Below are 26,506 nucleotides of genomic sequence, written 5' to 3'. Positions count from 1 at the left end.
CTCCCGCCCGGTCCCCGGCGGCACTCCGCCGGGGACCGGGCGTGCGGGAGCGCCGCTACGCGGGCCGCAGCCACACCGTCGCGAGGGGCGGCAGCGTCAGCCGGATGCTGGCCGCGCGGCCGTGCCAGGGCGTGGATTCCGGTTTGACGGGGTCGGGGTTGGTGATGTCGCCGCCACCGTAGCGGGCGGTGTCGGTGTTGAGGATCTCGTGCCAGGCCGGGATGTCCTCGGGGACGCCGAGGCGGTAGCCGTGGCGGACGGCGGGGGAGAGGTGGGAGACGGCGAGGAGGGGAGTGCCGTCGGCGGCGTGGCGCAGGAAGGCGAACACGTTGTCGTCTGCCGAGTCACCGGTGATCCAGGCGAAGCCGGACGGGTCGGTGTCGCGTTCCCACAGCGCGGGTTCGTCGCGGTAGCGGGTGTTCAGGTCGCGGACGAGGTCCCGCACCCCGCGGTGGTCCGGTTCGGCGCCGTAGGCGGGGTCCAGCAGCCACCAGTCGGGGCCGTGGGCCTCGGACCACTCGGCGCCCTGGGCGAACTCCTGGCCCATGAAGAGGAGTTGCTTGCCGGGGTGGGCCCACATGAAGGCGAGGTAGGCGCGGAGGTTGGCGCGCTGCTGCCACCAGTCGCCGGGCATCTTGGAGACGAGCGAGCGTTTGCCGTGCACGACCTCGTCGTGGGAGATCGGCAGGACGTAGTTCTCGCTGTAGGCGTACACCATCGAGAAGGTCATCTCGTCGTGGTGGTACTTGCGGTGCACCGGGTCGTGGGACACGTAGTCCAGCGAGTCGTGCATCCACCCCATGTTCCACTTCAGCCCGAACCCCAGCCCGCCGAAGCCTCCGGGACCGATGTGGTGGGTGGCCCGGGTGACGCCGTCCCAGGCGGTGGACTCCTCGGCGACGGTGACCACGCCGGGGTTGCGGCGGTAGACGGTGGCGTTCATCTCCTGGAGGAAGGCCACCGCGTCCAGGTTCTCGCGGCCGCCGTGCTCGTTGGGGACCCACTGGCCGGGTTCGCGGGAGTAGTCGAGGTAGAGCATGGAGGCCACGGCGTCGACGCGCAGGCCGTCGATGTGGAACTCCTCGCACCAGTAGGTGGCGTTGGCGACGAGGAAGTTGCGGACCTCGCGGCGGCCGTAGTCGAACTCCAGGGTGCCCCAGTCGGGGTGGTCCGCCCGGAGCGGGTCGGCGTGCTCGTAGAGCGGACGGCCGTCGAACTCCGCGAGAGCCCATTCGTCGCGCGGGAAGTGGGCGGGTACCCAGTCCATGAGGACGCCGACACCGGCGCGGTGGAGGGCGTCGACGAGGAACTTGAAGTCGTCGGGGGTGCCCAGGCGGGCGGTGGGCGCGTAGAACCCGGTGACCTGGTAGCCCCAGGAACCGCCGAAGGGATGCTCGGCGACGGGCATCAGCTCGACATGCGTGAAGCCGAGGTCCGTGACGTAGGCGGGGAGCTGATCCGCGAGCTGACGATACGTCAGACCTGGTCGCCAGGAAGGCAGATGCACCTCGTACACCGAGAACGGCGCCTCGTGGACCGGCCGGTCGGCCCGCCTCGCCATCCACTCCGTGTCGTGCCACTCGTGGTGGGACGCGTGGACGACCGACGACGTGGCGGGCGGCACCTCGGTGCGGCGGGCCATCGGGTCCGCGCGCAGGGTGCGCGAGCCGTCCGGGCGGGCGATGTCGAACTTGTACAGTTCGCCCTCGCCGATCGCCGGAACGAACAGCTCCCACACCCCGGACGAGCCCAGCGACCGCATCGGATGTCCCGTGCCGTCCCAGAAGTTGAAGCCGCCGGCCAGCCGCACACCATGCGCGTTCGGGGCCCACACGGTGAACCGCGTTCCGGCGACGCCCTGATGCTCCATCGGCTCGGCGCCGAGCGCCCGCCACAGCTCCTCGTGACGGCCCTCGCCGATCAGATGCAGGTCCAGCTCACCGAGCGCGGGCAGGAACCGGTACGCGTCCTCGGTCTCCAGCACCGTCCCCTCGTAGGCCACGAGCAGCCGGTACGCGTCCGGGACCGCGCGCAGCGGCAGCAGTCCCGAGAAGAAGCCGTCCCCGTCGTCGCGCAGTTCCGCGCGCAGTTCGTCCGTGACGACGGTGACCCCGAGCGCGTACGGGCGAAAGGCCCGGAACGCGACGCCGTCGGGCACCGGATGGGCGCCCAGCACTCCGTGCGGGTCGTGGTGCGTGCCGTCGAGCAGCCGCTGACGGTCCGCCGGGCCGACTCCGACTCCGGCGGGACGCGTCGCGCCGGCGGGGCCACCGCTCCCGGCCGGGGCGGGACCGGCCGGGTCCCGGACCCCGACCGCCCTTTCGTCCGCCGTCCTCTCGTCGGCAGGCGTCTCGTCCGCCGTCCTCCCGGCCGTCGGCAGCTCGGCGGGCTTCTTGTCTTCGGGCGCCGGTTTCTTCGCGCTGGTCCTCTTCGCGCCGGTCTTCTTCGGAGTGTCGTCGGGCCGGGGGCGGGGCGTCACGGGCAGGGCCTCCTCGGGCGGGTGAGCTGGGGCAGGGCACAGGGGGTTCAGGGAGACGAGGCCAGCCGCCGTACCGCCGCCAGCGGAACCGGCAGCCAGTCCGGGCGATGCCGGGCCTCGTACACGACCTCGTACACGGCCTTGTCCGTCTCGAAGGCACGCAGCAGTACGGGATCCGTGCGCGGGTCGAGGCCGCTGACCTCGGCGTATCCGGTGCAGTAGGCGGCCCGGCAGGTGTCGGCCCAGCCGGACTCCGGTGGTGTCCCCGCGGCACCGGGCGCCTGGGGCACGGAGTGGGCCGCGTAGTCGAAGGAGCGGAGCATGCCCGCGACGTCGCGTGCCGGGGGCTGGGGCATACGGCGCTCGGCGAGCGGTTTCGACGGTTCGCCCTCGAAGTCGATGAGCGACCACTCCCCGTCCGGGGAGCGCAGACACTGGCCGAGGTGCAGATCGCCGTGGATGCGCTGCGCCGTCCACGTGTGGCCCTCGGAGGACAGATCCGCCAGCGCCTCGAACGCGGTCCGCAGACCGGGTGCGTGGGGCCGTAACACGGGCACCGCCTGCGCGGCGGCGTCCAGCCGTTCGGTCATCGCGTCGACCAGCGGCCTCACCTGGGCGTGGCCCAGGGACACCACGGGCAGCGCGCGGGCCAGTGCCGTGTGCACCTCGGCGGTGGCGCGTCCCAGCGCACGCGCCTCGGCGGCGAAGTCCTCGCCCTTGGCGAGCTCGCGCAGCGCCAGTTCCCAGCCGTCCGAGGCGCCCTGCACGAACGGCTGGAGCACGCCCAGGACATACGACTGCCCGGACAGCTCGGCCCGCAGCCAGGCGGTGGGGGCCGGAACCCGGGCGCAGCCCTCGCGGGCCAGGGCCAGCGGCAGTTCGAGGTCGGGGTTGATCCCGGGAACGATCCGGCGCAGCAGCTTGAGGATGAACGTGTCCCCGTAGACCACGGACGAGTTGGACTGTTCGGCGGTCATCATCCGCGGTACGAGACCGGGCCGTATCTCCTGCCCGGTGTCCCGCTCGAAACGCAGTCCGCCGATGCGGGCCCGGGAGCGCAGGGCTTCCAGGAGCACATCGGCGGGCTGGGGGTCGTAGAGGGCCTCGTACACGGTGTGTCCGGAGAGCGGTCCCTCGCTCAGGTGTCCGATCAGCGCCGGCGCCAGCCGGGGCGGCAGCGCCTCGCGTACGCCTATCAGTAACTGGTAGCAGTCGCCGGGGACGGCCGGGGCACCCGGCACGGGCGGCTGATGGGCGCGCACCAGCAGGTGGTGGAGGCCGAGCGGGCCGTTCGCCGGGAGCAACTCGGTGGCGGTGACCAGCGAGAGGCCGGTGACGGGCCGTCCCTTGCCGGCGAACCAGCGCTGCCGCGGCAGCCAGGTGCGCAGCAGCGGATCGAGGGACGCCAGAAGGCCGGGACCTGTGGGTGCGGTGCGTGTGACGGCTTCCGACATGGGTCGCGTCCTTTCCCCGGGGGCGGGGGTGTGCCTGATGCGTGCCCCGGGCGCAGCCGTGGAAACCGCCCCGCCCCGGGGCCTTTTCGGTCGAGCGGGTCCAGGAGATTTCCTGCGGACACGGTACAAGGGTGTCCAATTCCGGTGTGTGATACCAGACCTGGACACCCCTGCGACGTTCACTCCCGCCCGTGCGTGGCGCGTGGGGCCGGAGCGTGGGTCCGGGTCAGCCGGTGGTGTGGGCGAAGGTGAGACGGATGTCCTTCGCGTGGTCCTTGGAGATCTTGTCGCCCGACTTCTTGGGCGTGAGCCAGAGCTCGTACTCCGCGGACTCACCGTGCTGGTCGGCCGCGGCCTTCAGTACGGCCGTGCCCTTGACCAGCCGGACCTCCGCCGTGACCTTCCCGACGAGGTCGGATGGCAGGCCGACGGTGGCCGTGACCGACAGGCCGATGTCACCGGTGTTCTGCGCCGTGAAGCCACCGATCATCTTGGCGGCTGTACCGGTGAACTCGATCTCCTTGTTCTTGTACGTGAAGACCGGGGCGGCGCTCGTGAACCAGTCGCTGGAGTTCAGGGCAACGGTCGTCAGCCTGGCGGTCTTCGTGGGAGTGGGCGTCGGGGTAGGCGTGGGAGTAGGCGTAGGCGTGGCCGTCGGGGTGGGAGGGAAGTCCGCCTCGACCGTGAAGGACCCTGTCACGGTGCTGGTGAACGTGGCACCGCTGCTCACGCCGACGAGGCCGATGCCGCCCGCGGCCAGTACGAGTACGGCCGCGATCTTTCTCCGGTCGGAGATGGCCATGGGTGTAGCGCCCTTCTGATTGAGCTGGGGTCGGGTCTACGCCCCGGTGGAGGGGCGCCATGGCGGTGAACGCCTCGGCCCACCCGGCCCGGCCGGCGCGAGGCCGGACCGGGTGGGCGGGCCCTGGGCTTGCCCGGGACGTGCTCGGGTCAGGCGGTGGCGTTCACGCGGAACGTGACCTTGGCCGTCTTGCCGGAGGACTCGTTGCCGAGGTTCGTGGCCTTGATGACGACGCGGTACTGGACGTAGTGGCCGGGGGCGACCGTGTCGGACCCGTCGGTGTCGCCGCCGGTGCGGACGAACGACACCTGGACGTCGAGGTCACCGGTACGCGCCACGCTCGGGGCGAAGGTCACCGGAATGTCGCCGCGGTTCCAGACGGTGAGGTTCGAGTTGTTGAGCGGAACGGCGATCTCGTCCGTCGACGACTTGATCAGCAGCGGCTCGTCGAGCGTGGCCGCGTGACCGTTGTCGGTGATGGTCCAGCCGTCCGCCTCGATCGCGATCTTCGCCGTGCCGGCCTTGACCGTGGACTCGGCGGTCACGGTGTCGGTGAACACGGCGCTGCTGCCGATGCTCACCAGGCCGATGCTGCCGGCCAGGATCGCCGCGACGGCGACGGCCTTCTTCTTGTTGGAAATGGCCATGTGAAAGACCTTTCAGGAGCGGTGCTCGGGCGTGCGGGGGCGTCGGCCGGGGCGGGCCGGTGTGCCCGTAGGGTGGCCGCAGCGCCTGAACCCGCCGCAGGAGGGCAATCCCGCGGCGGGTCGGTGGTCACTGGACCAGGGCGTGTTGCGGGGTGGGCCGGAGGTTCCGGCCGATGGAAGCGGTCGGAACCGCTCCGGCCCACTCACGCGGGGTGGATCAGGAGGTGGCGGCGACCTTGACGGCGACCGAACCGGTCAGGTTCTGCCAGGAGTTGTCGAGGTTCTTGACCTCGATCTCCACCCGGTAGGTGGCCTTGGCGCCCTTGTTCAGCCAGGTGCTATCGGTGGCGGCGTCGACGCGCGTCACCTTCACGTTCAGGGCGCCGCCCAGGTCGCCGCTCTTCACGACGTCGAACGCGACGCCCGCACCGGCGGTGCCGTCGTTCTCGACCGTGAAGTTGGTGACCAGACGGCTGGTGGAGGAGCCCAGGAGCTGCTCGCCCTCGAGAACGGCGTAGTTGCCGGACACGATGTTCCAGGCAGAGGTGCCGCCCCAGGTGTAGACGGCGTGCGGGGCGACACCGTCGTACGCCGAGGTGGCGCCTTCGGCCTTGACGATGTTGAGGTCGGCGTGGCCGGAGCGCAGGTCCGTCTGCGCGGTGACCGTGTCGGTGAAGGTGGCACCGGCGCCGGCGCCGATGAGGGCGAGGCTGCCGACGGCGATCGCGGCGGCCGCGATCGTCTTCTTCTTGGTGGAAATGGCCACGGTGTGGGCCTTTCTCTTGGATGGGTGAGGGTTCGGGCTTGCGCCCAGGGCGCGACACGGCCCCCCGGTGGCCCCCTGGTGGGGGCCGCCCGGCGTCGTGCCACGGGAAGGAGTCCCGTCGCCCTTAGGGGGTGGTGGTCTGTGGGGTGGGCTTCCTCGGGCGCCACAGCAGGACGACGACGCCGCCCACGATCAGCACGGCGGCGGCGCCGAGCAGCACCCTGAAGCCGGTTTCGGTGTGGATCGCGGTGACGACGTAGCCGATGTACGGCACGTCGTGACGGACGATCCACGCGGTGTCGCCCTTGGGCCGGACGTGCCAGGGATCCTGGGTCCGGTTGGCGTCGCCCTTGGTCTCGAGGACCGGTCCCTCCGCGGAGGGCGTGATCTTCACGATCCGGTGGACGACCTGGCGTTCCGGCTCGTCCGGGCGGTGGAAGATAACGATGTCACCGACCTTCAGCGACTTCACCGGCTCCCGCTGGGCGATGACGACGCTTCCGGTCGGGAGCTTCGGCTCCATGCTGCCGCTGAGGACCGAACTGGCCTCCCAATTACCGGACTTGACCGAGTAGGCCGCCACCGCGAAGCCGACGGCGAGCAGGACGACCACGAGGCTCAGGAGGGCCGACAGGACCCGGTGGGCCCAGTGCCGGCGCCGGGGCGGCTGCTGGGCGGCCGGCGTTTCGTCGGGCTCCGCCGTCGCTCTGCGTACTGCCAGCTTCAACTGTTCTCTCCTGCGGACAAGTTCGGGCCTACGGGCTTCACGGAACGCGCGGCCGACGAGCCACCGGGGGGTGGCGCGGGGGAATTTCGCTCGGGGGCGTGCGAATCCCCCGCGCCGGTCATGGGGAGGAGCCGCGGAGGCCGCGGGATTCCGTGTCCGAGTGCGGGTCGGAAACGTGGCGGCGACAGGACGGGCCCTTTACCCGGGATACAGAGCGGGTTCCCGGGTCGTCCCGTCGCCGCGGTCTTCACAGGACGCGCACAACGTCGGGTCGGCGGCCGGTCGACCGTGAGGTCGCCCGCTGATGCGGGGCGCCGGTTCGCCGAGCTGGAGAGCCGCTATAAAACGGTGCCTGGCCTGGACACTCTCATCCACTCCCGCGTTACGCGCATGCCGTGAACTCCCCCCAGGGAGTGGCCTCCGTCGAGGTGGCCAAGATCAGATTAGGGGTGTGTGTGCACGGTGGGAAGTGTGTGGATGAAGTGTGGAGGCTGCGTTATCGAAACGTGATATCAGAATGGTTTGAAGGTGGCGAGACGGGTGCTATTGGGGCTTCCCGGAGGATGTGTCTGGATCTGATGGGTACTGAACCGTCGCTGTCCGGAACCCGGTGGGGCCCCGGACAGCGTCCTGGACGGCTTGCCGCAGCCCGCTAGGCGGCTTCCTTCCGGAGACGGAACCAGTAGAAGCCGTGACCGGCGAGGGTGAGCAGGTAGGGCAGTTCGCCGATGGCGGGGAACCGCACGCCGCCGATCAGCTCGACCGGGTGTCTGCCGTTGAACTCGCGCAGGTCGAGCTCGGTGGGCTGGGCGAAGCGCGAGAAGTTGTGCACGCACAGCACCAGGTCGTCGTCCCCCTCGCTCTCGGTCGAGGGCGCTTCGCGCAGGAAGGCGAGGACGGCGGGGTTGGAGGAGGGGAGTTCGGTGTAGGAGCCGAGTCCGAAGGCCTTGTTCTGTTTGCGGATCTCGATCATGCGGCGGGTCCAGTGGAGCAGCGAGGAGGGCGACGACATGGACGCCTCGACGTTGGTGACCTGGTAGCCGTAGACGGGGTCCATGATCGTGGGGAGGAAGAGGCGGCCGGGGTCGCTGGAGGAGAAGCCGGCGTTGCGGTCGGGGGTCCACTGCATGGGGGTGCGGACGGCGTCGCGGTCGCCGAGCCAGATGTTGTCGCCCATGCCGATCTCGTCGCCGTAGTAGAGGATCGGGCTGCCGGGCAGGGAGAGCAGCAGGGCGGTGAAGAGTTCGATCTGGTTGCGGTCGTTGTCCAGGAGGGGGGCGAGGCGGCGGCGGATGCCGATGTTGGCGCGCATACGCGGGTCTTTCGCGTATTCGGCGTACATGTAGTCGCGTTCTTCGTCGGTGACCATTTCGAGGGTGAGCTCGTCGTGGTTGCGCAGGAAGATGCCCCATTGGCAGTTGCCGGGGATGGCGGGGGTCTTGGCGAGGATTTCGGAGACGGGGTAGCGGGACTCGCGGCGGACGGCCATGAAGATGCGGGGCATGACGGGGAAGTGGAAGGCCATGTGGCACTCGTCGCCGCCGGAGGGGAAGTCGCCGAAGTAGTCGACGACGTCCTCGGGCCACTGGTTCGCCTCGGCCAGCAGCACCGTGTCCGGATAGTGCGTGTCGATCTCCTTGCGCACCCGCTTGAGGAACTCGTGGGTGGCAGGAAGGTTTTCGCAGTTGGTGCCCTCGACCTGGTACAGGTACGGCACCGCGTCCAGCCGGAACCCGTCGATCCCCAGGTCGAGCCAGAACCGCAGCGCGGAGATGATCTCCTCCTGGACGGCCGGGTTCTCGTAGTTGAGGTCGGGCTGGTGGGAGAAGAAGCGGTGCCAGTAGTACTGCTTGCGGACCGGGTCGAAGGTCCAGTTGGAGGCCTCGGTGTCGACGAAGATGATCCGGGCGTCCTGGTACTGCTTGTCGTCGTCGGCCCAGACGTAGTAGTCGCCGTAGGGTCCGTCGGGGTGGGCGCGGGACTCCTGGAACCACGGGTGCTGGTCGCTGGTGTGGTTCATGACGAAGTCGATGATGACGCGCATGCCGCGCTGGTGGGCGGCGTCGACGAACTCGACGAAGTCGGCGAGGTCGCCGAACTCGGGCAGGACGGCGGTGTAGTCGGAGACGTCGTAGCCGCCGTCGCGCAGGGGGGACTTGAAGAACGGGGGCAGCCACAGGCAGTCGACGCCCAGCCATTGCAGGTAGTCGAGTTTGGCGGTCAGGCCCTTGAGGTCGCCGACGCCGTCGCCGTTGCTGTCCTGGAAGGAGCGGACCAGGACCTCGTAGAAGACGGCGCGTTTGAACCACTCGGGATCGCGGTCCTTGGCCGGGGTGTCCTCGAACGTATCCGGGACGGGCTCGTTGACGATCATGTGGTGGGTGACCCTCCGATCAACGGTGAGGACGGTCGCAGGACGGTGAGGATGTGCGCGGGCCGGTCACCCGGCTCCAGGCGCACATAGTTGGTCCTGCCCCAGTTGTAGGTCTCGCCGGTGAGCTCGTCGCGCACCGGCACCGACTCGTGCCATTCCAGGCCGAGTTGCGGCATGTCCAACGAGACCGTGGCCTCCTGGGTGTGGTGGGGGTCGAGGTTGACCACCACCACAACCGTGTTCGAACCGCGGGCGTCCGTGACGGACCTCGAGTAGGCGATCACCGCCTCCTGGTCGGTGTGGTGGAAGTGCAGGTCACGCAGTCGGTGCAGGGCGGGACTGCGCCGCCTGATCGCGTTGAGCTCCCTCAGCAGCGGCGCGATGCTCAGGCCCTCGCGCTCGGCGGTTTGCCAGTCGCGTGGGCGGAGCTGGTACTTCTCGGAGTGGAGGTATTCCTCGCCGCCCTGGCGCAGGGGGGTGTTCTCGCAGAGTTCGTAGCCGCTGTAGATGCCCCAGGTGGGGGAGAGGGTGGCGGCGAGGACGGCGCGCAGCGCGAAGGCGGGGCGGCCGCCGGTCTGCAGGAACTCGTGGAGGATGTCGGGGGTGTTGACGAAGAGGTTGGGCCGCATGCGGGCGGCCGAGTCGCCGGAGAGCTCGGTGAGGTACTCCGTCAGCTCCTGTTTGGTGTTGCGCCAGGTGAAGTAGGTGTACGACTGCTGGAAGCCGACCTCGGCCAGGGTCCGCATCATCGCGGGGCGGGTGAAGGCCTCGGCCAGGAAGATCACGTCGGGGTCGGTCGCGTTGACGTCCGCGATCACCTGTTCCCAGAACACGACGGGTTTGGTGTGCGGGTTGTCGACGCGGAAGATCCGCACGCCGTGGTCCATCCAGTGCCGCAGGACGCGCACGGTCTCGGCGACCAGGCCGGGCATGTCCTGGTCGAAGGCGATCGGGTAGATGTCCTGGTACTTCTTGGGCGGGTTCTCCGCGTGGGCGATGGTGTTGTCGGGGCGGTGGTGGAACCACTCCGGGTGCTTCTCCACCCAGGGGTGGTCCGGGGAGCACTGCAGGGCGAAGTCGAGTGCGATCTCCAGGCCCAGAGAGCCGGCCCGGCGGACGAAGGCGTCGAAGTCCTCCAGGGTGCCCAGGTCGGGGTGGATCGCGTCGTGGCCGCCCTCGGGGGAGCCGATGGCCCAGGGCACCCCGACGTCCTCGGGACCCGCGGACAGCGTGTTGTCGGGGCCCTTGCGGTAGGTGGCGCCGATGGGATGGATCGGCGGGAGGTAGACCACGTCGAAGCCCATCTCCGCGATCGCGGGCAGCCGTTCGGCGGCCGTCACGAACGTGCCGTGCACCGGCGGATCGACCTGACCGCTCTCGGAACGCGGGAAGAACTCGTACCACGCCCCGTACAGCGCCCGCTCCCGCTCCACCAGCAGCGGCAAGGGCTCGGACGACGTCACCAGATCGCGCAGCGGATGCTCCGCGAGGACGGCGTCCACCTGCGGGGTGAGCGCGGCGGCGAGACGGGAGGCCACGGGACGAGTGGTGTCGCGCAGCGCGTCCACGGCCCCGAGGAGCGTGTCCCTGCTCTTCCTGCCCCTGGTCCCCTTCGGCAGGGCGGCGACCGCCCGCTCGTACAGCAGCGCGCCCTCCTCCAGCACCAGCTCGGTGTCCAGTCCGGCCGGGATCTTGATCCCCGCGTGATGCCGCCAGGTGGTGACCGGGTCCCCCCACGCCTCCACCGTGTACGTCCAGCGCCCCTCCGTGCCGGCGCTCACCCGGGCACCCCAGCGGTCGGTGCCCGGGGCCAGTTCGCGCATCGGCGTCCACGGGCCGGGGCGGCCGTCCGGGCCGCGCAGGACGACATTCGCGGCGACGGCGTCATGCCCCTCGCGGAAGACCGTGGCCGACACCTCGAACTCCTCGCCCACCACCGCCTTGGCCGGACGGCGCCCGTGCTGCACGACCGGGTGGACATCGAGGACGGGGATGCGTCCGACGGCCGTCACCGGGGTGACGGCCGGGGCGAGAGGAGCGTCGGGGGTACGGGTGGCGGGGACGGCGGCCTTGCCCGCCTTCGGGGCGGTCTTGACCTCCTTCGGAGTGACCCTGCCCGCCTTCGGAGCGGTCTTGACCTCCTTCGACGCGGTCTTCCCCGTCTTGGGAGCGGACGGCTTGGCCGCTTTCGGAACGGATGACTTGGTCGTCCTGGGAGCGGACTTGGCCGTCTTGGACCTGGGGGCGGTACCGCGACGGGCGGACGTTCCCGGAGCCGACGCGTCGGAGGACGACGTCTCCAGGGCGGTGGCGGGTGCCCCGGCGGAGGTACCGGTGTCCGGGGCGACGGCGCCGTAGGTGGAGTCGGCGTTCACGGGGCGCGCGCCGGGGGCGGACGCGCCGGCGGCCGGCGGTTTCTCGGGTGTGGTGGGTGCGGCGGGTGTACGGGGCCCGTCCTCGGCCGCGCGTGTTCGGGGGGTTTCGGGGGTGGCTGTCGGGGGTGGCGACGTGTGGTGCGTGGCGGGCATGACCGCTCCTGTCCGCGTCAACGTGGGTGGGCGGATGAGGTGTGGGGAGGTGGGGCCTGCGGGCGTACCGGAGGAGCCTTCCCACCCTATGCGGGTGGGCATTCCGGCACTTTGTTAACTACTCACGCGTATGTCTACACACAAGACCGGCCTCGTCCCGGGCAGGCGAGGCCGGTGCGGTGTGGCCGAATCACCCTGGTTGCGCCAGCGCCCCACCAGGCTCATCCGACACGCAGGAGCCTGTTCGGCGAACCCGGTCCCGCTTCCGACACCTTTCCCGGGACCGCCCGTCTCACCAGCGCCTTCACCACCTGCGCGGGCGCGGCCCGGGGATGGTCCGCCAGATACAGCGCGGCCGCGCCGGCGGCGTGGGGGCTCGCCATCGACGTACCGGAGCCCGTGGCTCTCGCTCTGTCGCCGGTGTACGAAGTCGACGTGATGTCCACCCCCGGCGCGAAGAGGTCGAGCGAGGATCCGGTGTTCGAGAAGCCCGCCCGCGCGTCGGTCCGGCCGGTCGCGCCGACCGTGAGCGCCCCGGCGACCCGGGCCGGGGAGAAGAGCGAGGCCGGCATCCCGGAGTTTCCGGCCGCGACCGTGTACGTCACGCCGGAGGCGATGGAGTTGCGGACGGCCGCGTCGAGCTGGGCGTTGGCGTACCCGCCCAGGCTGAGATTGGCCACGGCCGGCTTCCTCGCGTGCCGGGTGACCCAGTCGATGCCCGCGATCACCTGGGCGGTGGAACCGGCCCCCCTGTCGTCGAGGACGCGGACGGCGACGACCTTGGCCCTCTTGGCCACGCCGTACCCGGTTCCGGCGACCGTTCCGGCGACATGGGTGCCGTGGCCGTTGCCGTCCTGCGCCGTCCCGTCGTCGTCGACGAAGTCCCAGCCGTAGCTCGCCCGGCCCCCGAAGTCCCGGTGCGTGATACGGACGCCGGTGTCGATGACGTAGACGGTCACCCCCGAACCCGCCGACCCGGGTGCCGTGTACCGCCCGTCGAGCGGCCGGTCCGCCTGGTCGATCCGGTCCAGGCCCCACGACGGCGGGTTCCGCTGAACACGGCCGGAGGCCGCACCGGCCACCCGGACCCCGTCGAACGTCACCCGGGTGTCCTGGACGACGGAGGCCACGCGGGGATCCGCGGCGAGCCGCCGGGCCCGTCTCACGTCGGCCCGCACGGCGAAGCCGTTGAGAGCCGCGCCGTAGGTATGGCTGATTCTCGCTCCGTACCGCCTCGCGACGGCCGCGCCGGCCGACGACGGAGCCCGCGTACCCCCCTTGAGCGTCACGATGTAGCTGCCGCTGACGGATCCGGTCTCCCCCACGCCGGATATCCGCCCCGCCGGAGCCGCCTGCGCGGGCGGGGCGTTGGCCGAAAGCACCGCGGCCGTCGTGACCGCGGTGAGACCCGCCGCCCAGCGCAGACGCCACTTCCTCGTCCGTGCCATGACCTGAGTTCCCCTCCTCAACTCGACGTACCGAGGCCGGGTCCGGCCGCTCGGGACGGGGTCCGGCCGTACGCCACCCGGTGAGCCTCTCGTGCGGCGCGAAGCACCACAAGACCGCCCATGCGGGTGGAATCGGCCAACCCGGCGGTGAGGTGTTCACGAAGGTTGCGTCGATTTCACGCCGATGTCACACGGTCGGCCCCGATCGGGGGCCGTGCCGCGATGCGCCGTGTCGCGAAGGCACCCTCACCGCTAACGTCGTGGTGACGAAGGCCGCACAACGCCGTGCGTCCCTTAGCCGCGTACGTCCTCCGTGAAGGTGGAATTCGTGAAGGCGATCCGCAGATTCACCGTCCGACCCGTTCTCCCCGAAGCCCTTCACCCGCTCAGTGACCTGGCCCGCAACCTCCGCTGGTCCTGGCACGCCGAGACCCGCGACCTCTTCCAGTCCGTCGACCCCGAGCGCTGGGCCGAGTGCGGCGGCGACCCCGTACGACTGCTCGGCAGCGTGCCGGGCGGACGGCTGGCGGAGCTCACCGAGGACAGCCGCTTCCTGCGCCGTCTCGCCGCCGTCCGCGACGACCTGCGCGAGTACGTCGGCGGCGACCGCTGGTACCAGGCGCAGACCTCCGACCTGCCCGCCGCCATCGCCTACTTCTCGCCCGAGTTCGGCGTCACCGCCGCCCTGCCGCAGTACTCCGGGGGCCTCGGCATCCTCGCGGGCGACCATCTCAAGGCCGCCAGCGACCTGGGCGTCCCGCTGATCGGCGTGGGCCTGCTCTACCGGCACGGCTACTTCCGCCAGTCCCTGTCCCGCGAGGGCTGGCAGCAGGAGCACTATCCGGTCCTCGACCCCAACGAACTGCCCCTGGTGCCCCTGAGCGAGGAGGACGGCACGCCCGCCCTGGTGTCCCTCGCGCTGCCCGGCGGCCGCGCGCTGCGCGCCCGGATCTGGCTGGCCCAGGTCGGCCGCGTCCCGCTGCTCATGCTCGACTCCGACGTCGAGGAGAACGGCGTCGGCGAACGCGGGGTCACCGACCGGCTCTACGGCGGCGGCAGCGAACACCGGCTGCTCCAGGAGATGCTGCTCGGTATAGGAGGTGTGCGGGCGGTCCGGACGTACTGCCGCCTGACCGGGCACCCGCAGCCCGAGGTGTTCCACACCAACGAGGGGCACGCCGGGTTCCTCGGTCTGGAGCGGATCGCCGAACTCGCCGACAAGGGGCTGGACTTCGCGTCCGCGCTGGAGGCGGTCAGGGCCGGCACGGTGTTCACCACCCACACCCCGGTGCCCGCCGGCATCGACCGCTTCGACCGGGAGGCGGTCGCCCGCCACTTCGGCCCCGACGCCGAACTCCCGCGCATCGACGTCCAGCGCATCCTCGCCCTCGGCATGGAGACCTATCCCGGAGGCGAGCCGAACCTCTTCAACATGGCCGTGATGGGCCTGCGTCTGGGCCAGCGGGCGAACGGGGTCTCCCTGCTGCACGGCCAGGTCAGCCGGGAGATGTTCTCCGGGCTCTGGCCGGGCTTCGACCCCGAGGAGGTGCCGATCACCTCCGTCACCAACGGCGTCCACGCGCCGACCTGGGTGGCACCCGAGGTCTTCCGCCTCGGCGCCCGGCAGGTCGGCGCGCAGCGCACCGAGGACGCCCTGACCGTCGGCGGCACCGACCGCTGGGACGCGGTGGCCGAGATCGCCGACCAGGAGATCTGGGACCTGCGCAGGGTGCTGCGGGAACAGCTCGTGCTGGAGGTACGGGACCGGCTGCGGGCGTCCTGGCGCCAGCGCGGCGCAGGCACGGCCGAACTCGGCTGGATCGACGGCGTGCTCGACCCCGACGTCCTCACCATCGGCTTCGCGCGCCGGGTCCCCTCGTACAAACGGCTGACCCTCATGCTGCGCGACCGTGACCGGCTCATGGACCTGATGCTGCACTCCGAGCGGCCGGTCCAGATCGTCGTCGCGGGCAAGGCGCACCCCGCGGACGACGGCGGGAAGCGGCTGATCCAGGAACTCGTCCGGTTCGCGGACGACCCCCGGGTGCGCCACCGGATCGTCTTCCTGCCCGACTACGGCATGGCGATGGCGCAGAAGCTCTACCCGGGCTGCGACATCTGGCTCAACAACCCGCTGCGCCCGCTGGAGGCGTGCGGCACGAGCGGGATGAAGGCCGCGCTCAACGGCTGTCTCAACCTCTCCGTCCTGGACGGCTGGTGGGACGAGTGGTTCCAGCCCGACTTCGGCTGGGCGATCCCGACCGCGGACGGCACCGCGACCGACGACGACCGGAGGGACGAGCTGGAGGCCGGGGCCCTGTACGACCTCCTGGAACAGCGGGTGGCCCCCCGCTTCTACGAGCGCGGACAGGAGGGCCTGCCCGACCGGTGGATCGAGATGGTCCGCCGGACGCTGACCCACCTCGGCCCGAAGGTCCTGGCGGGCCGGATGGTGCGCGAGTACGTGGAGCGCCTGTACGCCCCCGCGGCCCAGGCCCACCGTTCCCTCACCGCCGAGACGGCCGGCGAGCTGGCCGCCTGGAAGTCGCGGGTCCGCGCCGCCTGGCCGCGGATCACCGTCGATCACGTCGAGGCGTCCTCGGCCACCACGACCGCCGAACTGGGCACCACGTTGTCGCTGCGGGTCCGCGTCGGACTCGGCGACCTCGCCCCCGACGACGTGGAGGTCCAGGCGGTCTCGGGCCGGGTCGACGGGGACGACCGCATCGCGGACGCGGTCTGCATCCCGCTGAAACCGGCCGGCGGCCCCGACCTGGAGGGCCGCTGGGCGTACGAGGGGCCGCTGTCCCTCGACCGCACGGGTTCCTTCGGCTACACGGTCCGGATCCTGCCGTCCCACCCCCTGCTGGCCTCCGGCGCGGAACTGGGCCTGGTGGCGGTGCCCTCGGAGGGGACGGGAGAGGGCGCGGGCCTGCTGATGCGGTGAGACGCGGACGTGTGACCGGCGTGGCAGGGGCGGGCCGTGCGCCACGGCCCGCCCTCGCCGCGCCGGTCCGCCCGCACGGGGGCGCGGCCTGTTCCCGGGCATGCCGGTCCGGTGCCCGCGGGCCGCTTCAGCTGTCGAGTCCCGCGCACAACCGCCGCATCACCGTGCCGCAGCGCTGGGCGTAGGCGCGCTGAAGGCCGCGCGTCGCGGCGCCGCCCGCGCGGGCGTACCACTTGGCCGCGCGGCTGAAGGCCGTGATCGTCAGCCAGACGGTTCCGTCGCCGGTGCGGGAGACGACGAAGGCCTCCTCGCCGCTCTCGGGATGGCCGGAAAGCGTTCCGTAGGCCCAGGCGGTGCGCCGGTATTCCTCGGCGGTCCAGACCACGCGGCAGGGGGCCTTGATCAGGCCGATGCCGACCGTGACGTCGACGCCCGGTGCCGCCTTGTCGGCCTCGGTGACCATGCGGATCCCCATGGCCCGGTGCAGTTCCCAGGTCATCAGGGCTTCGGACGCCCGCCGGAACACGGCCTCGCCCTCGCCTATGCGGGAGCGGACGTGCAGTCGGTGGAAGCCCGGGGGGCAGCGGTCCTCGCGGGTCGCGCCCACGTCCTCGTACGTGTAGGGCATGGGGGCAAGAGTAGGGCGGCACCCGGCACGGAACCGTGCCGGGTGCCACCTCGTTTCGATTACGGTCGCACTAGCTCACGTTGACCGCGGTCCAGGCGGCCGCCACCGTCGCGTACTCGGTGCTGCTGGAGCCGTACAGCGCGGACGCCGCCGACAGGGTCGCCGTACGGGCGGCCTTGTAGTTCGTCGACGAGGTCATGTACGTCGTCAGCGCCTTGTACCAGATCTGCAGGGCCTTGGCCCGGCCGATGCCGGTGACCGTCGTGCCGCTGTAGGTCGGGGAGCTGTAGCTGACGCCGTTGATCGTCTTCGAACCGCTGCCCTCCGAGAGGAGGTAGAAGAAGTGGTTCGCGACGCCGGACGAGTAGTGCACGTCCTTGCTGCCGACCGAGGACGACCAGTAGTCCGCGGAGCCGCCGTCCTTGCTGGGCTTGTCCATGTAGCGCAGCGGGGTGCCGTCACCGTTGATGTTGATCTTCTCGCCGATGAGGTAGTCGCCCACGTCGGAGGAGTTCGCCGCGTAGAACTCGACACCGGTGCCGAAGATGTCCGAGGTGGCCTCGTTGAGGCCGCCGGACTCGCCCGAGTAGTTCAGGCCGGCGGTGTTGGCGGTGACGCCGTGGCTCATCTCGTGGCCGGCGACGTCGAGCGAGGTCAGCGGGTGGGTGTTGCCCGAGCCGTCGCCGTAGGTCATGCAGAAGCAGCTGTCGTCCCAGAACGCGTTGACGTACGCGCTGCCGTAGTGGACGCGCGAGTACGCTCCCACGCCGTTGTTCTTGATGCCGCTGCGGCCGAAGGTGTTCTTGTAGAAGTCCCAGGTCACCTGGGCGCCGTAGGCGGCGTCGGCGGCCGCGGTCTGGTCCGTGGTGGAGCTGGAGGCCGCGCCGGTGCCCCAGACGTCGTCCGCGTCGGTGAACAGCGTGCCCGCGGAGGAGGTCGTGGTGTGCGACTTGTTGTACGTCTTGTGGCTGCCGCGGGTGCCGTCGGTCAGGCTGTACGTCGAGCCCGACAGGGTCGAGTTGAGGGTCACCGTGCCCGAGTAGAGGGTCTTGCCGGTGCCGGTCTCGATGCCCTGGTACTCGTAGAGCTTCTTGCCGGTGGCCGCGTCGGTGATGACGTGCAGCTCGTTGGGGGTGCCGTCGTCCTGGAGGCCGCCGACGACGGTCTCGTAGGCGAGGGCGGGCTTGCCGGTGGCGGCCCAGATCACCTTGCGGGGGGCCTGGTCGGCGGCGGTCTTGGCCGAGCCGGCGTCCTTGGCGGCGGTCAGCGCCTGCTTCTCGGCCTTGGCGGTGGTGACGAGCGGCTTGAGCGAAGCGACCTTGATGGCCGTCTTGGTCGCCTTCGTCACGCTCTCGCTCTTGCCGGCCTTCTCGTGCACGACGAGGTCGCCGCCGAGGACCGGAAGTCCGTTGTACGTGCGCTCGTAGCGGGTGTGGACCGTGCCGTCGACATCCTTGACGACGTCTCTGACGACCAGCTTCTCCTTGGCGCCGAGGCCTATCCGCTGGGCCGTCTCCACCTTGGAGGCGTCGGCCTTCTGGATGAGCGCGGTGCGTGCGGATGCGGAGAGCAGGAGGGGCGAACCGGCGAGGGGGGTGGTCTTGCCGGTGGGGAGAGCCGCCGTCTGGGCGGCGGCACCGGTGGTCAGACCGGTGGCGAGCAGGGCTCCGGCGGCGACAGCGGTGGCGATGGCCAGAGAGGTGCGCTTGTGACGCGCGTAGAGGGGGGTCACGCAAGCTCCTTATGTGGGGGCGTCCGACGGCGTGGGGGCCGAAGAAACGGTTGGGAAGTTGCGGTGCGAGTGAGCCGTGCGGGGTGAAGCGTGCCATCCCAGGCGCGTACATGTCAGGAGCCCATAAGGACCTTGGCCGAAAATCGTCGATCGGGTGAACAGTTGGGTTCTCCGGCGCCGGATCGGGAGTCGTCAAGGGCGGGTCAACGCAAACGTCCGTCCGGGCAAAGGAGGGCGCCGCCCCGGGGAGTCGAACCTCCGGGGCGGCGCCCTGGCGCGCTGCTCGCGTGCGGACTTCCGCCGCGGCCTACGGGAAGGTGAGCTTCCAGCTGTTGATGTAGCCGGTGTCCTGGGCCGCCTGGTCCTGGACCTTCAGTTTCCAGGTGCCGTTGGCGACTTCGGAGGACGCGTTGACCGTGTAGGTCGCGTTCACGTTGTCCGCCGAGTCGGACGAGCTGAAGTTCTTCAGGCGGTACGTCGAGCCGTCGGGGGCGACCAGATCGATCACCAGGTCACCGCGCCAGGTGTGCACGATGTCCACGGCCACCGCGAGGTTCGACGGGGCGTTGCCGGTACGGCCGCTGACCGTGATCGAGGAGGTGACCGCCGCGCCGTTGTCCGGAATCGATACGTCGGCCGTGTTCTCGAACGACGTACCGCCACCGCCGCCACCGCCGGGACGCGTCCCGACGTTCACGGCCGCCCAGGCATTCTGCACCGCGGTGTACTCGGCGCTCGTCGTGCCGTACAGCTCACCCGTCGCCGCGAGCGTGCCGGTGCGGGCCGCCGCGTAGTTGGTGGTCGAGGTGAACTTGGTGGTGAGCGCGCGGTACCAGATCGCCAGCGCCTTGTCGCGGCCGATGCCGGTGACCGGAAGCCCGTCGGACGTGGGCGAGTTGTAGCTGACGCCGTTGATGACCTTGGCGCCGCTGCCCTCGCTCAGCAGGTAGAAGAAGTGGTTGGCGACACCCGACGAGTAGTGCACGTCGACGTTGCCGACCCCCGAGTACCAGGAGTCCTTGGACCCGCCGTCCTTGCTCGGCTTGTCCATGTAGCGCAGCGGGGTGCCGTCGCCGTTGATGTCGATCTTCTCGCCGATGAGGTAGTCGCCCACGTCGGTCGAGTTGTTGGCGTAGAACTCCACGCCGGTGCCGAAGATGTCGGACGTCGCCTCGTTCAGACCGCCGGACTCGCCCGAGTAGTTGAGCCCCGCGGTGTTGGAGGTGACGCCGTGGCTCATCTCGTGGCCCGCGACGTCCAGCGCGGTCAGCGGGTCGGCGTTCCCGGAGCCGTCGCCGTAGGTCATGCAGAAGCAGCCGTCGTCCCAGAACGCGTTCACGTACGAATTGCCGTAGTGCACGCGGGAGTAGGCGCCGACGCCGTTGTTCTTGATGCCGCTGCGGCCGAACGTGTTCTTGTAGAAGTCCCACGTCTCGGCGGCGCCGTAGTGCGCGTCGGCGCCGGCCGTGGCGGCGTTCGACGTGGTGCCGTTGCCCCAGGTGTCGCTCGTCTGCGAGAAGAGCGTGCCGGTGCCCGACGTCCCGTGGTTCAGGTTGTACGTCTTGTGGCCGCCGCGCGCGCCGTCGGTGAGCGTGTAGTTGGAGCCCGACTGCGTGGTCGTCAGGGTCACCTGGCCGCTGTACTGGGTGTTGCCGACGCCGGTCTCGATGCCCTGGTACTCGTAGAGCTTCTTGCCGGTGGCCGCGTCGGTGATGACGTGCAGCTCGTTGGGGGTGCCGTCGTCCTGGAGGCCGCCGACGACCGTCTCGTAGGCCAGGGTCGGCCTGCCGCTCGCGGCCCAGATCACCTTGCGGGGCGCGCGGTCGGCGGCGGTGCTCTTCGAACCGGCGTCCTTGGCGGCGGACAGCGCCTGCTTCTCCGCCGTTCCGGCGGCGACCGCGGGCTTGAGGGTGGCGACCTTCAGGGACGCCTTCGTCGCCTTGTAGACGTGCCCGGTCTTCCCGGACTTGGAGGTGTCGACGACCAGGTCGCCGCCGAGGACCGGCAGTCCCTCGTACGTCCGCTCGTAGCGGGTGTGGACGGTGCCGTCGGCGTCCTTCATGACGTCACGGGCGACGAGCTTCTCGCCGGAGCCGAGACCCAGGTCCCGGGCGGTCGTGGCCTTGGCCGCGTCGGCGTCGCGTATCAGCTCGGCGCGCTGTGACGCGGTGAGCTTCATGGAGACGGCGCCCGGGTTGACCCGTCCGGCCCGGGGGGCCTGCTCGGGTGCGGCGCTCGCGGCGCCCGACTGGACGGCCGCGGCCAGCAGGGCGGTGACGCCGACGAGGGCGACACCGGCGACGCGGCGCTTGGTGATGTGGGAGGTGCGTCTGTGGGGAGAACTGCTGCTCAACACTGACTCCTTCTGCATGGCCGCGGGTCGCGCGGCCAGGGGAGACCGGACGATGGAGTGGCCCGTCCGGGCAGAACTGGGCGTTACGCGGAACCAGGTGCATGGGGTCGTACGGCTCAACACAGCGGTTGTTGCTGTGAGGTTGCTGTGAAGTCGCCGAGGGAAGAGTGGCAGGAGATAACCCTTTCTGTCAGGACCGCGTCACCAAAATGGCCGGAAACCGTTCGTTGTCCGGTTAGTCATGTTCGGTATACGGACTGGCCTTCGGGTGTTCGTCCCGGCGTGACGGGCGACGGCGCGATGGTGTGACGGTGTTTCGGCCAACGCCTCGGGTGCCCCGGCGTGAGACTCCGGCCCGGCGGCGCGTACCGCCAGATGACCGGCCCGCCGTCAGCAACGGAATGAAGCCCAGACCCTTTCGGGGGCTTTCCGGCACGTCCGCTCGCCCGCCTCCCGCCGCTGCGGTTTGAGTGATCCCCGACATTCCGGTCCGTACCCGGTGCCTTCGACCGGGCGAGGCGGTGCGATCCGGACAGGTACACCCGCAGGAGGTTTGGTGAGAAGGTCACATTGGTGTGCGAGCCTGGCGGCGCTGGGAGGCCTGACCGGCTCTCTGATGCTCGGCGCCTCCCTCCCGTCCGCGGCGGCCGCCCATCCCGGCGACAGCCGTACGACCGGCACCGTTCACGCCCTGTCCGCCACCCCGGGGCCGAAGCCGGCCCCCGGGCACGTGAAGCCGGCGGACGGGCAGGGCGGCTCCGACACCTCGCGCGTGTGCCGGGGGCTCGTGCCGGATCCCGTCCCGCCGAGGCTGCAGCGCCTCTTCTTCTGCGGTGACTGGCGGCTGGGCCCCCGCCGGCTGCCGACCAGGGGCGCGCTGGGGAACATCCTCGACCGCTACGAACGCCTCGGCCGTCTCACCGCCGTGAAGTTCCTCGACAAGTGGTGGGACCCCACCGCCGACTCGGGCCAGGGCGACTGGCGTTACCCGCCGGACGACGGCTACACCCACCGGAACGGGACGGTGCTCGCCACCCCGCTGGTGCTCCACGCCGGCCTGAGGCTCGACCGCTTCGGCAGCGAGGCGGGCCGCTTCCTCGCCCCGGAGGGCACCAAGTACGGCAAGCGTGTCATCCCGCCGTCGAGCCTCAACACCATGGACCCGCGGTACCCGTACAACTACCACACCTACCGGCTGGCCAAGGACGTGACGGTCTGCGCGGGTAAGACCGCCCCCGGGTTCGAGCAGCCCGGCCTCGGCACCCAGTACGTGACGTCGAGCCGGTTCTGCCCGGACATCCCCCGCACCACGGTGGCGGACCTCGTGGGCAACGGCACGCTGGTGCGCACCAACGACTGACCCGCCCCCTCACGGTGGCACACGTACGCGCGCGGAAGCCGGTCCCGGCGACGACCGGGCCGGCTCCGCCCGGCGGAAGGCCGAGCGCATGGACCGGTTCGCGCTGTGCCGGGCCCTCGAAGAGGCCGGGGTCCCCGCCACGTCGTACGAGATCGCGGACTGCCCCGGCCGCCACCGCGCGGCCGACCGCTACTTCCTCGACGGTCACGAGGGGGACTGGACCGTGGGCGTCCACGAGCGGGGGACCCGCCAGGTCTTCGAGCGGTTCGCCGACGAGGGAGAGGCCTGCCGGTGGATCCACGACCGGCTCCTCGGCGGGGAACCGTCCCCCACGGACCCCGCCCCCGCGCCCGGAGAGCCGGCCGGTCCGGGACCCGACCCCGAGGCCCTGCGACGACAGGCCGACGACGAACTCGAAGCGGCCCTCGCCGAGCTGAGCCGCCGGGCGGCCGGGACGCCCGGCCGGGAGCACCCCGGAAAGCCCGCGGATGGAGACGGCCCCGCGTAGGGGCGCCGGGCGCCGGGCGCCGGGGATCCGGCGGGAACGGCCGGACACTCCTGCCGCGCACTGGCCCTTCCCCCGTGGGGCGACCGGAACGGGAGGGAGCGCGGGACGGATCGGCGCGGGACGGATCGGCGCGGGACGGATCGGCGCGGGACGGACCGGAACGGGAGGGAGCGCGGGGGTGCGGATCAGCTGGGTGAGGGACTCCCGTCCCCGTGCCATGAGTGCCACAACGCCGCGTACGGCCCGTCGGCCGCCACCAGTTCGTCGTGCGTGCCCAGTTCGGTCAGCCGGCCGTCCTCCATCACCGCCACCCGGTCGGCGTCATGGGCGGTGTGCAGCCGGTGGGCGATCGCGATGACGGTGCGGCCCTCCAGCACGGTGGCCAGCGCACGCTCCGTGTGCCGGGCGGTCGTCGGATCGAGGAGCGCCGTGGCCTCGTCGAGGATCAAGGTGTGCGGGTCGGCGAGCACCACCCGGGCCAGCGCCAGCTGCTGGGCCCGTGAGCCGTCGACGCGCAGGGCCTCCGGCCCCAGTTCGGTGTCCAGCCCGTCCGGGAGCTCCCCGGCCCAGTCGTCGGCGCCGACGGCCGCCAGTGCCGCCCACAACTCGGTGTCGTCGGCGCCCGGTTCGGCGATGAGCAGGTTGTCGCGGACCGTGCCGAGGAACACATGGTGCTCCTGGGTGACGAGGACGACGTGCCGGCGCAGCTGCTCCGGGTCGAGGTCGACGACCGGCACCCGCCCGACGGTCACCGTCCCGCTGCCCGGAGCGTCGACCCCCGCCAGCAGTCTGCTCAGCGTGGTCTTCCCGGCGCCCGAGGGGCCCACGACGGCCAGCCGTTCCCCGGGCCGCACCGTCAGATCGACCCCGCGCAGCACCTCGCCGCCGCCGTCGTACGCGTACCGCACGCCGGTGACGTCGATCCGGTCGTCCACCGGTACGGGGGAACCGGCCGGCGCGGAGCGCGGCGCCCCGGCCAGGCCCTCCACGCGGGCGAACGAGGCGCCGCTGCTCTGCAGTTGCTCGACCTGGTTCAGGATCTGGTCGAGCGGGTCGGCGAGCCGGTGCAGATACAGCGTCGCGGCGACCACGGTGCCGAGGCTCAGCGTGCCCCGGGCGTGCAGCGCGCCGCCCGCCAGGAGGACGGCGACGACCGGCACGACGTACGAGATGTCCACCGCCGGGAAGAACACGCTGCGCAGGAACAGCGTCCGCATCCGCGTCACCCGGGAGACCTCCAGCGCGTCCCGGGCCGCCCGGATCCGGGTCCCGCGCAGCCCGAACGCCTCCACCGTGCGGGCGCCGGACGCCGTGGCCGCGAGGATCTCGGCGACCTCCGAGGTGGCGGCTTCCTGGGCGAGATAGGCGGCGCGCGCCCGGCGCAGATACCAGCGCAGCGCGAACCCGATGCCGGCCAGTCCGAGCACCCCGCAGGCGCCGAGCAGCGGGTCGATGGCGAAGACGGCGACGAGGACGAACAGCGCCTGCGCGCCGGAGATCAGCAGCTGGGGTCCCGCGTCGCGCAGGGTGTTGCCCACCACCGTGACGTCGCCGGTGCCGCGTGCCGTCAGATCGCCGGTGCCCGCGCGTTCCACGACCGACGCGGGCAGCGTCAGCGTCCGCTCCACGAACTCCTCCCGCACCCGCGCGAGGGTCCGCTCGCCGAAGCGGTACGCCACGTACCCGGCCCAGCGCGACAGCAGCAGCTGGACCAGCGAGGCCACGAGGATGACGAGCGCCGGCCCGTCCACCGCCTCCACACCCGCGCCGTCGCGTACGTCGTCGATCATCCGCCCGAGCAGCCAGGGGCCGGCCAGACCGGCGCCCGCGGCCAGCGCGTTGAGAGCGAGCACGGCGGCGAACACCCGTCCGTCCGCCCGGATCAGCCGTAGCGCCGCCCGCCGCACCTCGGCGCGCCCCGCCACCGGCAGTCGGCCCGTCACAGCACGACCTCCTCGTCCACGCCCGCCATCGGATCCGCGTCCCCTTCCTCACACGTACCCGCGTCCTCGTCCGGCTCCGTGTCACGGGCCACCAGCGACCGGTATCCCGGCTGGCTCCGCAGGAGTTCGCGGTGGGTGCCGGTGGCCGCCACCTTGCCGTCGACGAGGAAGCAGACGGTGTCCGCGTGGTCCAGTACGAGCGGTGACGTGCTGGTCACGAGGGTCGTACGGCCCGAGCGGGCGGCGCGCAGCCGGGCGGCGACCTTGGCCTCGGTGTGGGCGTCGAGCGCCGAGGTCGGCTCCAGGGCGAGCAGCACCTCGGGATCCGCGAGGAACGCGCGCACCAGCCGGACCCGCTGCCGCTGCCCGCCGGACAGGTTCCGGCCCTGCGCGTCGACGGCCGCGTCGAGGCCGCCCGGCAGCCCGAGGACGATGTCGTCGGCGGCGGCCGCGCGCACGGCCCGGTCGACGGTCTCCTCGTCGGCGTCCCGGCGTCCTCGGACCAGGTCGCGCAGGACGCCCGCGAACAGGTCGGCCTCGTGTTCGGCGACCAGGATCCGGTCGCGCACCTGGGGCAGCGCGACCTGATCGAGCCGTACGCCGCCCCAGGTCACGTCCGAGGCGGCGTACCGGCCGAGCCGGTCGACCACGGCCGCGGACCGGTCGGGGCGGGCTCCGGCCAGCACGGTCAGCCGTCCCGGGACCACCCGGACCCCGGACTCCGGATCGTGCAGAGCAGCCGGGAACTCCGGGGCGTCGAACGCGTCCGGGGGAGAGGCGACGGGTTCCAGGGACAGGAACCTGACGACGCGCCGGGCGGCGACCACGCCCCGGGAGAGTTCGTAGCCGCAGTCGATGAAGAAGTACACCGGCAGGACGAGGACCGCGACATAGCCGTACACCGACACCAACTGGCCGATGGTGATGTCTCCCTGGGCGGCCAGCCGGGCCGCCAGCCAGGTCACCGCGGCCAGCAGGACGGACGGCAGTCCCACGCCGAGCGCCTGGATCCAGCTCGTCACCGCGCCGACCCGGTAACCCTGTTCACGCAGCTTCCGCGCGTCACGGCGGAACGCGTCCGCGAACAGTCCCTTGCCGCCCAGCCCGTTCAGGACGCGCAGACCGCCCGCGAGATCGCCGATGCGCGCGGTCAGGACGGCCTGGCGTTCCCGGTACCCCGTCTCGGTCCCCTGCAGGCGGAGCGTCAACGGCCCGACGAGCACGGCCGTCAGCGGAACCCCGAGCAGGAGCACCGCCGACAGCTGCACCGAGACCGGCAGCAGCAGCGCGGCCACGACGCCGTAGGTGACGACCGCGGCCAGACCGGGTCCGACGACGGTCAGCGACCTGCTGATCGTGTCCACATCGCGCACGCCGACCGTGATGATCTCCCCCGTGCCGATCTGCCGCGACAGGGCCGCGCCGAGCCGGGCCGCGTGCTCGACCACGAGTTTGACCGTACGGAAGTTGGCGTCCATCCGGACCTGGGTCATCGTGCGGTGGCGTACGACACCCAGACCGGCGTTGAACACTCCGGTACCGAGCACGGCGGCCGTCCAGCCCGCCAGCGCCGCCCCGTCGCGCGGCTCCAGTCCGTCGTCGATCGCCCGGGACAGCAGATACGGCGTCAGCGCCATGAGTCCCATCCACACGGTGGAGACCGCCGCTCCGGTGACCGACCGGTGTGTCTGCCGGGTGACCAGCCACCACAGGAACCGCCAGCCGCCCCGGCGGTCCGGTGTCCCCGGCGCCGCGTACGTGTCGATCATCGCGCTTCGTCCGCCCCTTCGTCCGACCTCTTCCGCCCGTC

General features: G+C 71.3%; 17 protein-coding genes. 3 read left to right on the top strand and 14 right to left on the bottom strand.

Features of this window, described 5'->3' with window-relative positions:
- Positions 1–55: 55 nt before the first annotated feature.
- The 9 genes from glgB to OG780_RS13635 all read right to left on the bottom strand — a co-directional run bounded on the left by glgB (position 56) and on the right by OG780_RS13635 (position 13,225).
- The gene (gene glgB, locus OG780_RS13675; protein WP_328448003.1) at positions 56–2,479 is read right to left on the bottom strand and encodes a 1,4-alpha-glucan branching enzyme; all 2,424 of its coding nucleotides are present in this window, start codon (positions 2,477–2,479) and stop codon (positions 56–58) included.
- Positions 2,480–2,526: 47 nt separating this feature from the next.
- On the bottom strand, positions 2,527–3,933 hold the full coding sequence (locus tag OG780_RS13670) for a maltokinase N-terminal cap-like domain-containing protein (protein ID WP_328448001.1): 1,407 nt from the start codon (positions 3,931–3,933) through the stop codon (positions 2,527–2,529).
- A gap of 226 nt (positions 3,934–4,159) precedes the next feature.
- Positions 4,160–4,735, bottom strand: a complete 576-nt coding sequence (locus tag OG780_RS13665) for a hypothetical protein (protein WP_328447999.1) — start codon at positions 4,733–4,735, stop codon at positions 4,160–4,162.
- Between the two features lie 149 nt (positions 4,736–4,884).
- Positions 4,885–5,382 (bottom strand): hypothetical protein, encoded by a 498-nt coding sequence (locus OG780_RS13660; protein WP_328447997.1) that lies wholly within the window; start codon positions 5,380–5,382, stop codon positions 4,885–4,887.
- Between the two features lie 217 nt (positions 5,383–5,599).
- Positions 5,600–6,148 (bottom strand): hypothetical protein, encoded by a 549-nt coding sequence (locus OG780_RS13655; protein ID WP_328447995.1) that lies wholly within the window; start codon positions 6,146–6,148, stop codon positions 5,600–5,602.
- 124 nt (positions 6,149–6,272) lie between these two features.
- Positions 6,273–6,875 (bottom strand): signal peptidase I, encoded by a 603-nt coding sequence (locus tag OG780_RS13650; protein ID WP_328447993.1) that lies wholly within the window; start codon positions 6,873–6,875, stop codon positions 6,273–6,275.
- 652 nt (positions 6,876–7,527) lie between these two features.
- Positions 7,528–9,249, bottom strand: coding sequence for a maltose alpha-D-glucosyltransferase (gene treS, locus OG780_RS13645; protein ID WP_328447991.1), 1,722 nt, complete (start codon positions 9,247–9,249; stop codon positions 7,528–7,530).
- Positions 9,246–11,777, bottom strand: a complete 2,532-nt coding sequence (locus tag OG780_RS13640; protein ID WP_328447989.1) for a maltotransferase domain-containing protein — start codon at positions 11,775–11,777, stop codon at positions 9,246–9,248. The genes treS and OG780_RS13640 overlap by 4 nt, the downstream gene beginning before the upstream one ends.
- 221 nt (positions 11,778–11,998) lie before the next feature.
- A complete protein-coding gene (locus tag OG780_RS13635) occupies positions 11,999–13,225 on the bottom strand; it encodes a S8 family peptidase (RefSeq protein ID WP_328447987.1) in 1,227 nt (408 codons plus the stop codon).
- A 328-nt stretch (positions 13,226–13,553) separates the two neighbouring features.
- Here OG780_RS13635 and OG780_RS13630 point away from each other — a divergent pair, with 328 nt between their 5' ends.
- Complete coding sequence (locus tag OG780_RS13630) at positions 13,554–16,172, top strand: glycosyltransferase family 1 protein (RefSeq protein WP_328447985.1); 2,619 nt, start codon at positions 13,554–13,556, stop codon at positions 16,170–16,172.
- 127 nt (positions 16,173–16,299) lie between these two features.
- On the opposite strand, the gene OG780_RS13625 is transcribed toward OG780_RS13630, so the two are convergent.
- From OG780_RS13625 to OG780_RS13615, 3 genes are all read right to left on the bottom strand, one after another.
- Positions 16,300–16,800 carry a DUF1990 family protein gene (locus tag OG780_RS13625; RefSeq protein WP_328447983.1) on the bottom strand — a complete coding sequence of 167 codons (501 nt, stop codon included), beginning with the start codon at positions 16,798–16,800 and terminating at the stop codon, positions 16,300–16,302.
- A gap of 70 nt (positions 16,801–16,870) precedes the next feature.
- Positions 16,871–18,532, bottom strand: a complete 1,662-nt coding sequence (locus OG780_RS13620; protein WP_328447981.1) for a M4 family metallopeptidase — start codon at positions 18,530–18,532, stop codon at positions 16,871–16,873.
- A gap of 307 nt (positions 18,533–18,839) precedes the next feature.
- Positions 18,840–20,885: a M4 family metallopeptidase gene (locus tag OG780_RS13615; RefSeq protein WP_443062157.1), complete on the bottom strand. Its 2,046-nt coding sequence runs from the start codon at positions 20,883–20,885 to the stop codon at positions 18,840–18,842.
- A 556-nt stretch (positions 20,886–21,441) separates the two neighbouring features.
- Here OG780_RS13615 and OG780_RS13610 point away from each other — a divergent pair.
- Positions 21,442–22,245, top strand: a complete 804-nt coding sequence (locus tag OG780_RS13610; protein WP_328447977.1) for a TNT domain-containing protein — start codon at positions 21,442–21,444, stop codon at positions 22,243–22,245.
- 88 nt (positions 22,246–22,333) lie between these two features.
- Complete coding sequence (locus tag OG780_RS13605) at positions 22,334–22,753, top strand: hypothetical protein (RefSeq protein WP_328447975.1); 420 nt, start codon at positions 22,334–22,336, stop codon at positions 22,751–22,753.
- A 185-nt stretch (positions 22,754–22,938) separates the two neighbouring features.
- Here the strand turns inward: OG780_RS13605 and OG780_RS13600 are convergent, their stop codons facing one another.
- Together OG780_RS13600 and OG780_RS13595 are read right to left on the bottom strand one after the other, a co-directional pair.
- Positions 22,939–24,696: an ABC transporter ATP-binding protein gene (locus tag OG780_RS13600; protein WP_328447973.1), complete on the bottom strand. Its 1,758-nt coding sequence runs from the start codon at positions 24,694–24,696 to the stop codon at positions 22,939–22,941.
- The gene (locus tag OG780_RS13595) at positions 24,693–26,465 is read right to left on the bottom strand and encodes an ABC transporter ATP-binding protein (protein ID WP_328447971.1); all 1,773 of its coding nucleotides are present in this window, start codon (positions 26,463–26,465) and stop codon (positions 24,693–24,695) included. Before OG780_RS13595 ends, OG780_RS13600 begins: the two co-directional genes overlap by 4 nt.
- Between the last annotated feature and the right edge of the window lie 41 nt (positions 26,466–26,506).

Origin of the sequence: Streptomyces sp. NBC_00386 (genome assembly GCF_036063235.1) — a bacterium.
In the GTDB taxonomy this organism is placed as follows: domain Bacteria; phylum Actinomycetota; class Actinomycetes; order Streptomycetales; family Streptomycetaceae; genus Streptomyces.
Note: the sequence above shows the minus strand (reverse complement) of the source record. Positions and strands in the feature narration are given on the sequence as shown.